Source organism: Pseudomonas sp. NPDC087615, assembly GCF_044743445.1.
Taxonomy (GTDB): Bacteria; Pseudomonadota; Gammaproteobacteria; order Pseudomonadales; family Pseudomonadaceae; genus Aquipseudomonas; species Aquipseudomonas baetica_A.
Window position 1 is genome coordinate 148,830 of sequence record NZ_JBIUWM010000004.1, and the last position, 12,966, is coordinate 161,795.

Annotated in this window: 14 protein-coding genes and 1 riboswitch; of the genes, 7 read left to right on the plus strand and 7 right to left on the minus strand. The window is 58.6% G+C overall.

What is annotated here, in order from left to right; translation table 11 throughout:
* The 3 genes from ACIOU6_RS04170 to ACIOU6_RS04180 form a co-directional block, all read left to right on the plus strand.
* A partial coding sequence (locus tag ACIOU6_RS04170) for a methionine adenosyltransferase domain-containing protein (protein ID WP_401134079.1) occupies window positions 1–490 on the plus strand: 490 nt, incomplete at its 5' end.
* A gap of 228 nt (window positions 491–718) precedes the next feature.
* On the plus strand, window positions 719–2,395 hold the full coding sequence (gene ligB / locus ACIOU6_RS04175) for an NAD-dependent DNA ligase LigB (protein WP_401134082.1): 1,677 nt from the start codon (window positions 719–721) through the stop codon (window positions 2,393–2,395).
* 96 nt (window positions 2,396–2,491) lie between these two features.
* Entirely contained in the window at window positions 2,492–2,887 is a 396-nt protein-coding gene (locus ACIOU6_RS04180) for a DUF1090 domain-containing protein (RefSeq protein WP_221732341.1), read from the plus strand.
* A gap of 63 nt (window positions 2,888–2,950) precedes the next feature.
* Here the strand turns inward: ACIOU6_RS04180 and ACIOU6_RS04185 are convergent, their stop codons facing one another.
* Window positions 2,951–3,400, minus strand: coding sequence for a cytochrome c (locus tag ACIOU6_RS04185; protein WP_221732342.1), 450 nt, complete (start codon window positions 3,398–3,400; stop codon window positions 2,951–2,953).
* Window positions 3,401–3,528: 128 nt separating this feature from the next.
* Between ACIOU6_RS04185 and ACIOU6_RS04190 the strand changes: the two genes are divergently transcribed.
* The gene (locus ACIOU6_RS04190) at window positions 3,529–4,716 is read left to right on the plus strand and encodes a murein transglycosylase A (protein WP_401134086.1); all 1,188 of its coding nucleotides are present in this window, start codon (window positions 3,529–3,531) and stop codon (window positions 4,714–4,716) included.
* Window positions 4,717–4,814: 98 nt separating this feature from the next.
* Here ACIOU6_RS04190 and ACIOU6_RS04195 read toward each other — a convergent pair whose 3' ends face one another.
* Entirely contained in the window at window positions 4,815–5,198 is a 384-nt protein-coding gene (locus ACIOU6_RS04195) for an MAPEG family protein (RefSeq protein ID WP_221732344.1), read from the minus strand.
* A 38-nt stretch (window positions 5,199–5,236) separates the two neighbouring features.
* Window positions 5,237–6,070, minus strand: coding sequence for an EamA family transporter (locus ACIOU6_RS04200; protein WP_221732345.1), 834 nt, complete (start codon window positions 6,068–6,070; stop codon window positions 5,237–5,239).
* Between the two features lie 272 nt (window positions 6,071–6,342).
* Here ACIOU6_RS04200 and ACIOU6_RS04205 point away from each other — a divergent pair, with 272 nt between their 5' ends.
* Window positions 6,343–7,605 carry a sodium:proton antiporter gene (locus ACIOU6_RS04205; protein WP_221732346.1) on the plus strand — a complete coding sequence of 421 codons (1,263 nt, stop codon included), beginning with the start codon at window positions 6,343–6,345 and terminating at the stop codon, window positions 7,603–7,605.
* Between the two features lie 83 nt (window positions 7,606–7,688).
* Here ACIOU6_RS04205 and ACIOU6_RS04210 read toward each other — a convergent pair whose 3' ends face one another.
* A complete protein-coding gene (locus tag ACIOU6_RS04210; protein WP_401134090.1) occupies window positions 7,689–8,972 on the minus strand; it encodes an amidase in 1,284 nt (427 codons plus the stop codon).
* 58 nt (window positions 8,973–9,030) lie between these two features.
* The gene (locus ACIOU6_RS04215; RefSeq protein ID WP_221732348.1) at window positions 9,031–9,444 is read right to left on the minus strand and encodes a VOC family protein; all 414 of its coding nucleotides are present in this window, start codon (window positions 9,442–9,444) and stop codon (window positions 9,031–9,033) included.
* Window positions 9,445–9,555: 111 nt separating this feature from the next.
* Between ACIOU6_RS04215 and ACIOU6_RS04220 the strand changes: the two genes are divergently transcribed.
* Window positions 9,556–10,416, plus strand: coding sequence for a LysR substrate-binding domain-containing protein (locus ACIOU6_RS04220; RefSeq protein ID WP_221732349.1), 861 nt, complete (start codon window positions 9,556–9,558; stop codon window positions 10,414–10,416).
* Between the two features lie 11 nt (window positions 10,417–10,427).
* Here the strand turns inward: ACIOU6_RS04220 and ACIOU6_RS04225 are convergent, their stop codons facing one another.
* Both ACIOU6_RS04225 and ACIOU6_RS04230 read right to left on the minus strand, forming a co-directional pair.
* Window positions 10,428–11,309, minus strand: coding sequence for a formate/nitrite transporter family protein (locus ACIOU6_RS04225; RefSeq protein WP_401134093.1), 882 nt, complete (start codon window positions 11,307–11,309; stop codon window positions 10,428–10,430).
* A gap of 162 nt (window positions 11,310–11,471) precedes the next feature.
* Window positions 11,472–11,879: a hotdog domain-containing protein gene (locus ACIOU6_RS04230; protein WP_221732351.1), complete on the minus strand. Its 408-nt coding sequence runs from the start codon at window positions 11,877–11,879 to the stop codon at window positions 11,472–11,474.
* A gap of 197 nt (window positions 11,880–12,076) precedes the next feature.
* Window positions 12,077–12,175: riboswitch (S-adenosyl-L-homocysteine riboswitch) on the plus strand.
* A 23-nt stretch (window positions 12,176–12,198) separates the two neighbouring features.
* Here ACIOU6_RS04230 and ACIOU6_RS04235 point away from each other — a divergent pair.
* Window positions 12,199–12,966: adenosylhomocysteinase (locus ACIOU6_RS04235; protein WP_401134095.1), on the plus strand; the 768-nt coding region annotated here is incomplete at its 3' end.

Genomic DNA, 12,966 nt, shown 5'->3' on the forward strand with positions numbered 1-12,966 from the left:
TGGCGGCCCGGTAGGTGACTGCGGCCTGACCGGTCGCAAGATCATCGTCGACAGCTACGGCGGCATGGCCCGTCACGGCGGCGGCGCGTTCTCCGGTAAAGATCCATCGAAGGTTGACCGTTCGGCGGCTTACGCTGGCCGCTATGTTGCCAAGAACATCGTCGCTGCCGGCCTGGCCGAGCGTTGCGAGATCCAGGTGTCCTACGCCATTGGTGTGGCTCAGCCAACATCGATCTCGCTGAACACCTTCGGCACCGGCAAGATCAGCGATGACAAGATCGTCAAACTGGTGCGTGAAGTGTTCGACCTGCGCCCATACGCGATCACCACCATGCTGGATCTGCTGCACCCGATGTACCAGGAAACCGCAGCGTACGGCCACTTCGGTCGCACTCCGCAAACCAAGACTGTTGGCGAAGACACCTTCACCACCTTCACTTGGGAAAAAACCGACCGCGCCGACGCCCTGCGTTCTGCTGCTGGCCTGTAACTCCCTGGCGGCATGAAAAGCCCCGCACGGTTCGCGCCGTGCGGGGCTTTTTCTTGCCCGAAAGGCAATTCTGAATTCAACCGATACACCTGTGGCAGGTTTGCCTGCGAAGAGCCCCAACAGGCGACATCAATCCCCGATCAGAAACACCCCGCAAAACACCCCACACACCCAATCTGGAATCCTCGCCTAGCCTTCAAGCATTCCCCTTGAGCAAGGACGCTCACGATGTTTGCCACACTGCGCCTGTTGATGACGTTGCTGCTGACGCTCCACAGTTTCAACGCCCAAGCTGAATGCCCGAACTGGCCTCCGGCCCAAGCCCAACGCGAAATCACTACCCTGCAAAACCAGATCGACCAATGGGACGACGCCTATCACCGCCAAGGCCGCTCATTGATTGCCGACGAACTCTACGACCAATCGCGCTTGCGACTAAGCGACTGGCGCCAGTGCTTCAACTTGCCATTGACTGCCGAGCCTTTGCGCGCAGCCTCAGGCACAGTTGCACACCCCATCGCCCATACCGGTCTGGATAAACTGCATAAAGCCGAGGCGGTAGAAGCCTGGCTTCGGGATCGCAAGGATGTCTGGGTACAGCCCAAGGTCGATGGTGTTGCAGTGACGTTGATGTATCGCGGCGGACGTTTGCACCAGGCGATCAGTCGGGGAGACGGCATCAGCGGGCAGGACTGGACCGCGTCGGCGCGCAAGATCGGCGCCATTCCTCAACAACTGCAGCAACCGCTGGATTTGCTCGTGCAAGGCGAACTCTATTGGCGTCTGAACGAGCATGTGCAAGCACGCGCCGGCAGCGTCAACGCCCGCGCAATCGTGGCCGGATTGATGGGCCGCAAAGCCCTGAGTTCGGAGCAAGCGGCAGGGATCGGATTGTTCGTCTGGGACTGGCCGCAAGGGCCTTTGGATCTGGCCGAACGATCATCCACCCTGGCGACATTGGGTTTCGCCTCGACCGAGCGATACAGCCATCCCGTCGCCCACCTCGCAGACGCGCAGAAGTGGCGCGATCACTGGTACCGTTCGCCCCTGCCGTTTGCCAGCGATGGCGTCGTTCTGCGCCAAAGCCAGCGGCCGTCCGCCGAGCGCTGGCAGGCGCGTGCGCCCTACTGGGCCATCGCCTGGAAGTATCCGTTCGCTCAGGCGTTGGCCGACGTGCGCAAGGTCAATTTCAAAATCGGCCGCACCGGGCGCATCACCCCCGTACTCGAATTGACACCCGTCATGCTCGACGACCGGGAGATCAAACGGGTCAGCGCCAGCTCTCTGAAACGCTGGCAGGAACTGGACATTCGCCCCGGCGATCAGGTGGCAATCAGTCTCGCCGGGCTGACGATTCCACGCCTCGACAGTGTTGTGCTGCGCACTACCGAACGCGCAGCCATTTACATCCCCGACTCCAGCGAATTTCACGCACTCAGCTGTTGGCAACCAACAGCGGGCTGCGAAACCCAGTTTCTCGCTCGCTTGACGTGGCTCAGCGGCAAACAGGGGCTGGCCATGTCGCAGGTCGGCCGAGGCACTTGGGAGAAACTTCTGGAAACAGGCCGTCTGAACAACCTGCTGGATTGGTTGACCCTCGACGAGCCAGAGCTTGCTAACATTGCCGGCTTTGGCGAACGCAGCAGCGTGCGCCTGATGGTCAGTTTTCGCAGTGCACGGCAACAACCGTTTGCACGATGGCTCAAAGCGTTGGGTTTACCGCCCACCGGCCAGGCACAACTGGCTGACTCATGGCAGGCGCTGGCACAACGAGACACCGCACAATGGCAGGCAGAGCCAGGCATTGGCCCCGGTCGCGCAGCGCAATTGAGCGCATTCTTCCGCGACCCGCAGGTGCTGGCACTGAGCGAAACCTTACACACCGCCGGAATCGACGGTTTCTGAACATGCAAACCCGGCGCCCGGGAACCCAACGGCCACCGAGGCGCTCCAACAGCGCAGCGCCCAACCGACCCGATTGCCCTTGCACATGGAGCTCTTATGAAATTTCTTGCACCGCTCGCCCTGCTTACCCTCTGCGGTGTGATGGCCGCCCCCGTGATGGCCGCTGAAGACGCTCCGGGCCTGACCGGCTGCGCAGCCAAGAAGCAAGGCATCATGAATCAGATCGAGCAGGCCAAGTCGCGCGGCAATGCCGATCAGCAGACAGGACTGGAAACGGCGCTGCGCGAAGTCACCGAACATTGCACCGACGCCGGCCTGAAGAAAGAGCGCGAAAACAAGGTGCTCGATGCCAAACACGAAGTCAGCAAGCGCCAGGCTGATCTGGACAAAGCCATGAAGAAAGGCGATCCCGAGAAGATCAACAAACGCAAAGACAAACTGGCCGAGGCGCGCAAGGAATTGCAGGAAGCGCTGGACGAAATCGATAAATAAGAAGCCGGCAAAGTTGCCTGACGCCATCGCGAGCTTGCCCGCGATGGCGTCAGGCTACAAAAATCAATGATCCCGAAACTTTTTATGGCAAGCGCTGCAGGCATCTTCAACTTTTTGTACCGCAGGCCCCAGGTTACTGGCCTTGTAGGGCTGAACCTGGCTGGCGATCACCAGCTCACCGGTCGCTGCTTCAAGGGTGCGAGCCATGTCCTGAAAACGGGCCTGGTTCTGCCAGACATCGTCTTTGGCGCTGGTGTGATCTTCTTCGCGAACCTGCGGGAAGTGCTTCCAGGGTTCATGGGACAACGCATCGAGTTTGACGGCACCTTCGGCGAATTTCGGCCCGTCGAACGGAACGCGCCCACGCAACATCCCGCCCAGGTTTTCACTGGTCTTGAGCATTTGTTTGAAGATCGCTTTGCGTTGACCCAGCGGGGAATTCGGATCGACACCGCCACAGGCGGACAAGGTCATACAGGCCAGCAATACAACAGAAATTCTTTTAAGAGTCATGGTGGCTTCAGGTCACGGAATTCGGCGGCCAGTATCCTCGCCTCACCAACAAACACCAATAGCCCTATTAAAAATACGGGTTGCTTGAGCGCATGGAGCTCTCGGGCAACCGGCACAGGAATCACTCCATGAACAGCCGCTTAAAGGCCTGGCGTCACCCGCTGATCGCAACTCTTCCGCTGCTGGCAATACTGGCTGGCTGTACCGGCGGCGACGACGACGCCAAACCGAAAACCCACGCGTTGGCCACTTATTCCAGCGCAACCTGGGAAGCATTGCCGGCGGTGTCCGATAACGATCTGGTGGCCGGTTTCGGTTCGTGGCGCAGCGCCTGCACCCGACTCAAGGCAGATCCGGTCTGGGGCGCCACCTGCGCAGCGGCGGCCAATGTTTCGCAGAGCGCAAACGAGATCCGTGCCTTCCTCAAACAGAATCTGGATGTCTTCGGCCTGCGGGCCGAAAATGACAACCCCAATGGCTTGATCACCGGTTACTACGAACCGGTCTACCCCGGCAGCCTGACGCCAACCGAAACGGCCAATGTGCCGGTCTACGGCGTACCGGAGGACATGATCATCGTCTCCCTCGACAGCATTTATCCTGAGCTCAAGGGCAAGCGTTTGCGCGGTCGTCTCGAAGGCCGGGTGCTCAAGCCTTATGACGATGCAGCAACCATCGAATCCAAAGGCGTGAAAGCCCCCGTGGTGGCTTACCTCACCGACCCGATGAATCTGCAATTCCTGCAAATCCAGGGTTCGGGACGGATTCAGACCCAGGACGGACGGCAGCTACGCATCGCCTACGCCGACCAGAACGGTCACCCGTACCGACCGATCGGCCGCTGGCTGGTCGAGCAAGGCGAGTTGAAGAAAGAAGACGTAACCATGGGCGCGATCAGCAACTGGGCCAAGGCCAATCCGTCGCGCATCCCGGAACTGCTGGCCAGCAACCCGAGCTACGTGTTCTTCACGCGCAACCCGGACAGCAATGAAGGCCCCCGCGGGTCGTTGAACGTGCCGCTAACGGCCGGTTATAGCGCAGCGGTGGATCGCAAGGTGATTCCGTTGGGCAGCCTGTTGTGGCTGTCAACCACCCGCCCGGACGGCACGGCCCTGGTCCGCCCGGTCGCCGCGCAGGATACCGGCGGCGCGATTGCCGGCGAGGTTCGTGCGGATCTGTTCTGGGGTACTGGAGATGCAGCCGGGCAACTGGCCGGGGACATGAAGCAGCAGGGGCAGATCTGGATGCTCTGGCCCAAAGGTGTCGCGTTGCCACAAGTGCCGCAGGTGGCAGACACAGCCAAAAACAAACCTTAGGTTACTCGCGCTTTCCCGAGCAAGCCCGCTCCCACAGTTGGAATACATCCCCTGTGTGAGCGCGCTGCTCGCAAAGGGCCAGCAGCCCCCCAAAAAAATCAGATCGACACAAAGAAGAACGAAGCAATCAACCCCATCCCGACAAACCACACCAGCGACCGCAAAATCGCCCAGTCCGCCAGATAGCAGATGATGTAAAGCAGGCGACTGGTGATAAACAGCACCGCCAGCACATTGACCGTCACCAACTGCGCCGTGCCCACCAGATGCGCAACGATCACCGCCGCCGCAAACGCCGGCATCACCTCAAAGCTGTTCATCTGCGCCGCATGCGCCCGCCGGGCTACGCCATCGACGCTGTCGAGAAAATCCCGAGGATCATGATTGTCGCTCAGCCTGAAACCGCCCGAGACCTTGGCCACAATCGTGCACACATACGGCAAAAAGATCGCGATCAACACACACCATAGAGCCACCGTCATAACGCCATCCTTTTTCGAGTGATAGGGTTTGCGGGCGGTCAGAACTTCATGACCAGCATGCCGATCAGCACCAGCCCACAGGCTAAGAGCCGCGGTCGACCGAAAGGTTCTTTCAGATATCGCATGCCGAACAGCACCACCAGGATCACGCTGATCTCGCGCAACGCCGCTGCCTCGGCAATCGAGCCCAATTGCATCGCCCACAGCACCAGAGCGTAGCTGAACAACACGCAGAACCCGACCGCCAGCCCCAACTTCCATTGCTCACGCCAGAACTGTATGAACGCCGAGCGCTTGGCGGCCCACGCCAGCAAGGGAAATGGCCAGGCGCTGAGCAGCGTGACCCAGACCAGGTAATCCAGCGGATGCGACCAGCGCCGCAACGCTTGACCATCGATGTAGGTGTAACAACCAATGCACAGGCCGATAAGCGCCACCACGGGCAGCATCGACCACGGTAAATGTTTACCGCCGCCGCCCTGCCACAGCAGGCATGCCATCCCGAACGGAATCAACATGATGCCGAATATCTGCCGAGTGCTGAGTTCCTCACCGGCAAAGATCAGCGTCAGCGCCAGCACCACCAGCGGCGACAAACCCCGCATCAGCGGATAGACCAGCCCGAGATCGCCGACCCGATACGCCTGAATCAGCAGATAGCGATACAGCAACTCAAAGGCTGCCGAAGCCAGAATCCACGGCCAGATGTCTGCGGGAGGCAAGCTCACAAAAGGCAACGCGACAGCGACAAACAACAGCGCCACGGTGTCCATGCACGCCACCACCAGCAGCCGTTCGGCGCTGAATTTGATCAGGGTATTCCACGCCGCATGCAGCAGCGCCGCTATCAACACCAAAGTCGTCGCCAGCACACCCCACTCCTTTTTTGTGGTTGACCCTGCACCCGTCAGTCAGGTTATTTATTCGTGATGCGTCAGTAGCGGTTTATACCGCAAGCGATCACGCCTCACTCCGTTGCGCACCGATAAACAGCACTGGTTGCCTTTCCTCCAGGAGAGGGCTGGGGTGAAGGTCTCTTGATCGGATCACACGTCACTGTGTCCCAAGCCTGACTCAGCCCATCCAACCCTTGCACTGAAGAATCGGTGCGCTGTCTTTCCATACCTCATCCCAAGGACCCCGGATGCTTGAGCTCGTAGCCGCTTTCATCTGCCTCACCACCCTGCTCACCTTCGTCAACTTCCGCTTCATCGGCCTGCCGCCGACCATTGGCGTGATGGTGACCGCACTGATGTTTTCCTTGCTGCTGCAGGGCCTCAGCGTGCTCGGCTATCCCGGCCTCGAAGAGCGTGTGCAGCAACTGATCGGCCAGATCGACTTCGGCGATCTGCTGATGAACTGGATGCTGTCGTTCCTGCTGTTCGCCGGCGCCTTGCACGTCAATCTGAATGACCTGCGCAGCTATCGCTGGCCTATCGGTCTGTTGGCAACCTTCGGTGTCTTGATCGCTACCACGCTGATCGGCAGCCTTGCCTACTACATTTTCGCGCTGTTCGGCTGGCACGTGAGCTTCCTCTACTGCCTGTTGTTCGGTGCGCTGATTTCGCCCACCGACCCGATCGCGGTGCTCGGTGTATTGCGTACCGCCAATGCCTCGAAACCGCTGAAAACCACCATCGTCGGCGAGTCGCTGTTCAACGACGGTACCGCCGTCGTGGTGTTTACCGTGCTGCTGGGCATTGCCCAACTCGGCGAAACCCCGACCGTCAGCGCCACGGCCATGCTGTTCGCTCACGAAGCCATCGGCGGCGTGCTGTTCGGTGGGCTGATCGGTTATCTGGTCTATCTGATGATCAAGAGCATCGAGCAGCACCAGATCGAAGTGATGCTGACCTTGGCACTGGTGATCGGCGGCTCGGCGATGGCCAGTGAGTTGCATGTCTCGGCACCGATTGCGATGGTGGTTGCCGGACTGATCATCGGCAACCTGGGCCGCAACCTGGCGATGAACGACATGACGCGCAAATACCTCGACGGCTTCTGGGAGTTGCTCGATGACATGCTCAACGCCCTGCTGTTCGCGCTGATCGGCATGGAGCTGTTGTTGCTGCCGTTCAACTGGTTGCACGTAGCAGCGGCGAGCTTGCTGGCGGTGGCGATCCTGCTGTCGCGCTTGCTCACCGTGGCCCCGGCGATCCTGCTGTTGCGGCGCTGGCGCACCGTGCCACGCGGTACCATCCGCGTGCTGACGTGGGGCGGGTTGCGCGGCGGGGTCTCGGTGGCCCTGGCGCTGTCGCTGCCACTGGGAGAAGAGCGTGATTTGCTGCTGAGCATCACCTACATCGTGGTGCTGTCATCGATCCTGCTTCAGGGCCTGACCATTGGCCGCGTCGTTCGCGGGGTGACCCGTGCACAGAACGTCAGCGCTGCCGATTCAGCACACTGACAGCTCAATCAGGCACCGTCGCAGAGCACTCGCTCTGCGACGGCCTGCTCAGCATCCCGAGCAGATGCCACAGCGCCTGCGTATTAACCAGCAGCTCTCAGCACCGCATCAACCTGCTCCGCGGCGTGTAAAAGAACACTGTCGCCCCTAAAACTTCCAATCATTTGAAGTCCTGCCGGCAACGCCCCGGTAGCGCGAACGAGAGGGAGGTTAATTTGGGGCAAGCCAAACGCCATCCAGAACTTGCTGAAATCGGAAGGTCCGGTGGCGCCGAGGCCCATCGGAGCGACGATGCCACAACTTGCCCCCAGGACGGCATCGAAAGGCTCGAATATCGGTTCCAACACCGTGGCCAACGTTGCCAAACGCTTCTTTGCCGCTGACTCTTGCTCCCACGTCGTCAGACTGGCGCGCTCGATCATGGCCAATAATTCTTCACTTAGTTTGTCAGGATGCGCTTGCAGTTCTTTGGCCAATGAACGAGCGCCCTCGCAATCGTTTATCAGCAGATGGTCATCAAATACCGCTGCAAACTCCTCAGGCAGCAACACCTCGCTCACTTGATGTCCCGCCATTCGCAGATCTTCAACAGCAGCGTCCAGTGATTTCGCCACATCCTCGTCAACCTGATCCCAACGGGCCGTACGACAGAAGCCGAACGTACATAAACGACGGTCATGAACACGCTTCGCCAAACCCGGGATCAAGACTTGAGCCATCAGTTCCAGATCACGCACGGAGCGGCCATACCAACCCACCGTATCGAAGCTCGGCGCCAAGGGTTTGACCCCCTCTAGAGAAATCACCCCATACGAAGGTTTGAACGCATACAGTGCGCAATAGGATGCTGGCTTAATCAATGATCCGGCTGTCTGTGAGCCCAATGCGATCGGAAAAAAGCCTGCCGCCATTCCCGCTGCCGAACCGGCACTTGAACTTCCTGGAGTTCTGTCAAGATCATGTGGGTTGCGGGTTGGACCGGTATGCATGTAAGCGAATTCGGTGGTATGGGTCTTGCCCATGATGACGGCTCCGGCCTGGCGCAGAAGCGCGACGACATGGGCGTCACGCGAAGGCCGGTTGTCCTCATAGATGGGGGAGTAAAAACGGGTGGGATGATCCATGGTGTCAAAGATGTCTTTGACCCCCACGGGCACACCCGCCAGGAGGCCTTTCGCATCGCTGTTTTTTAATTGGCAAGCTTGACTGCGCACCCTGTCCGGGTCGAAGGAAACAAACGCATTTATGTTTCGCTCTTGCGATTCGACACATTCAAGAAAGTGCTCGGCGACTGTCTCTGCGCTCACGACACCAGAACGCACCATTTGCGAAATGGCTGTGGCGTCTGCGTTATTAATGGTTTGCATACCGCTCCTTGGGCTTCCCTTCGAAAAGCACTTGATGGGAGTGCACTACATGAAAACTTCAAGCGGCATAAACTGACTGCAAATCAGTGAAGCCCTTTATCTCGATAGGATTTGCGGCGGGATCCAGAAAAAACATGGTTGCTTGCTCACCAGGCTCTCCTGGAAAACGAATGCTGGGGGGCAGGACAAATTTCACCCGGCCTTTGATCAAACGGTCTTTTAAAACAATCCAGTCCGACATCTGGAGTATCACGCCAAAATGGGGCATCGGTACGTCGTGCTCACCTACTTTCCCGGTGTTACTGACCCTAAAGGGTTCTCCCAAATGCAACGACAATTGATGCCCGAAAAAATTGAAATCGACCCAGGTATCGGTGCTACGACCTTCCTCACATCCCAGCAACTCACCATAGAACTGGCGGGAAAGTTCCAGATCGCTGACGTGAATAGCAATATGAAAAATAGACTGCATAGGTAGCTCCTGAAGATCGCCGGAAGACGGAAATTACTGGCGAGTTGAAGACTGTGCGATTTATATCAAAAGAGATAGCATGTAATTTTTTCGCTATCGAAAGTATTTCTTATGGATACGCGTTACTTGAAGAGCCTCATCACCGTCGTGGAGTCAGGTTCCATAGCACATGCCGCACGCATCGAAGGGTTGACGGCAGCAGCGATCAGCCAGCGAGTGCTCGCGCTCGAACGGCAACTCGGTTTTGAGCTGCTATCTCGCGTCGGGCACGCAGCCAAGCCGAGTCAAGCCTGCCTTGGTTTATTGCCCAGAGCTAAACGCATCGTTCGCGAAATCGAATTACTGGCCGCAGATGCTGACGTGCGGGGGCTTACCGGGCAGTTGAGAATAGGCGCTGTTTCTACTGTTCTCACGGGGCTTCTACCGGGGGCATTGCGAGCACTGACCGAGTTGGCGCCGGGGCTCACGCCGGTCATCGTGCCAGGAACATCGCGGTCGTTGTATCAAGCGCTTCTTTCGGGAGAAGTGGACGCTGCGATCCTCGTCGTTCCGCCGTTTGAGTTGCCTAAAGCCCTGCAGGCGGTATCGCTACGCAAGGAACCTCTGGTGTTTCTGTCGAAGGAAGAGAGCGCCGATAGCATCCCGACCCAACTGATGACCCAACCGTACATCCGCTACGACCCTGATTCGTGGGGTGGGCGGCATGCCGAACATTATTTGGCGGACCATGGATTGATACCGACGCCGTTGGTAGATCTGGATGCATTGGAGACCATCGCCATGCTCGTGACTGGAGGTCTTGGCGTGAGCCTCGTGCCTTATTGGTCCGGCTTTGAACAATGGGGCCATAAATGTGCCGTGAGCCGGGTTGGCAATGATCGGTATGACCGAGAGATCGCACTGATCAGCCATGTTCAGACTGACCGGCCGAACATGATGAGCGCTTTGTGCAAGGCACTTTCAACAGCGTAGCCTGACCGCGCTCAATCCTTCTTCGATTTGCCATAAGCGTCGTCAGGGCCGGCGGATTCCACTGGCCGGCTTTCGCTACGGATTTGCGCATGACTGATCAGCGCGAAGATGAAACTACCGCCAATGATGTTCCCGGCCAGCGTCGGCCCTGCGAACACCTTCCAGAAATCACTCCACGGCAACTCGCCGGCAAACACCAGATACGACACTTCTGCCGAACCCACCACGATATGGGTGAAATCGCCGAGCGCCATGAGGTAAGTGATGAGGATGATGATCCAGATCTTCGCGCTCTCCATGGAAGGAATCATCCAGACCATGGTGGCGATCATCCAGCCTGAAACGATGCCTTTGGCAAACATCTGGCTCGGCTGGTTTTCCATGACCTTGCGACCGATTTCGAGAAAGGCCAAGTCCGTATTGTTATCGAAAATCGGCAGTTCCAGCATCCCGTAAGCCACCAGAATGGTGCCGCACAAGTTGCCGACCAACACCACTGTCCACAGGCGGATCAGACGAGCAAAGTTGGCCAGGGTGGGTTTGCTCATCACCGGCAACACGGCAGTCAGGGTGTTTTCGGTGAACAGTTGCTGGCGGGCGAGAATGACCGCAAGGAAACCGGCGCAGTAGCCGAAGCTGGCAATCACCTTGAACTCTTCACCTGCGGGCAAGCGAGAGTTGAGCAAGCCCATGGCCATGAGCGACAACCCCATGGTCAGCCCGGCGGCCAGCGCCGACCACCACAACGCAGCGATGCTGCGCTCCAGTTCATGATCACCTTGGGAGCGAATGATTTCGTGCAGCACCGCCGCACGGGGCGGTTGGCTTTCCTTGACATCGTCTTGCTCTTTGGCCGAGAGGTCAGGGGTCTTGCCGTCTGTAGGGGTTGTCATAGCGTCGGAACCGGTGGGGGCTTTTAGCTACGACCTCCGGCGTTCATGGCTGTTCAGTAGGCGGGTAAATCTTCGCCGCCTGCCACACCGCCCTCGCGGGCAAGCCCGCTCCCACAGGGGCTGCGCTGAAACTGTGGGAGAGTGACTTGCTCGCTGCCGATGTTACGGAGTGACCCGTTCATCGTCCTTGAACTGGTCTTTGACGTACTTGATCTCGGTCCGCCCATGCGGGGCCGGCAAGCCGTCTTCCCCCAAGTTCACAAAGACCATTTTCTCGACGGTGAGAATGCTCTTGCGGCTGATCTTGTTGCGCACTTCGCAGGTCAGTGTGATCGAGGTGCGGCCGAACTCGGTGGCAGTGATGCCCAGCTCGATGATGTCGCCCTGACGCGAGGCGCTGACGAAGTTGATTTCGGAGATGTACTTGGTCACCACGCGCTGATTGCCCAACTGGACGATGGCGTAAATCGCTGCTTCTTCGTCGATCCAGCGCAACAGGCTGCCGCCGAACAGGGTGCCGTTGGGGTTGAGGTCTTCGGGTTTTACCCATTTGCGGGTGTGGAAATTCATGTTCACTCCTGAGCGTTTGCCGAAAGATGGGCGCCATCTTGGCAGACTGATCGGTCATGCTCCATGAGCCTTCGACTATGGTCGCCATTGGCGATCTTCATTTGGCCGACAGAAAGCCTTTGGAAGATCAGTCTAGACAGCTATAATCGCCCCCGTTTCAAAACGGTAACGTTCACTTGCTACCGTTTTCCCGCCACCTGTCCGAGGGGCGCTGCAGCAGGTTCAACCTGTCAGGCTCGGATGGGGCGTTGACTGGCCTGGGCCGGACACTAAACGCACAACGGCGCCCATTCGCATACATTACGAATGGAGGCTCTTCATGAGCGCTGTTATCACGCCTGCAGATTTTAACGATTACAAAGTGGCCGACATGTCCCTGGCTGCCTGGGGCCGTCGCGAAACCATCATCGCCGAATCGGAAATGCCAGCCCTGATGGGTCTGCGTCGCAAGTACTCCGGCGAACAGCCGTTGAAAGGCGCCAAGATCCTCGGCTGCATCCACATGACCATTCAGACTGCCGTGCTGATCGAAACCCTGGTTGCCCTGGGTGCCGAAGTACGCTGGTCGTCGTGCAACATTTTCTCGACTCAGGATCAGGCTGCTGCCGCTATCGCTGCTGCCGGCATCCCGGTTTTCGCCTGGAAAGGCGAAACTGAAGAAGAGTACGAGTGGTGCCTGGAACAGACCATCCTGAAGGATGGCCAGCCATGGGACGCCAACATGATCCTCGACGACGGCGGCGACCTGACTCAACTGCTGCACGACAAGTACCCACAGGTTCTGGATCGCGTTCACGGCGTGACCGAAGAAACCACCACCGGCGTACACCGTCTGCTGGACATGCTGGCCAAGGGCGAGCTGAAAATCCCGGCCATCAACGTCAACGACTCGGTGACCAAGTCCAAGAACGACAACAAGTACGGCTGCCGTCACAGCCTTAACGACGCGATCAAGCGCGGTACCGACCACCTGCTGTCCGGCAAGCAAGCGCTGGTCATCGGTTACGGTGACGTGGGCAAGGGCTCGGCCCAGTCCCTGCGTCAGGAAGGCATGATCGTCAAGGTCTCCGAAGTTGACCCGAGCTGC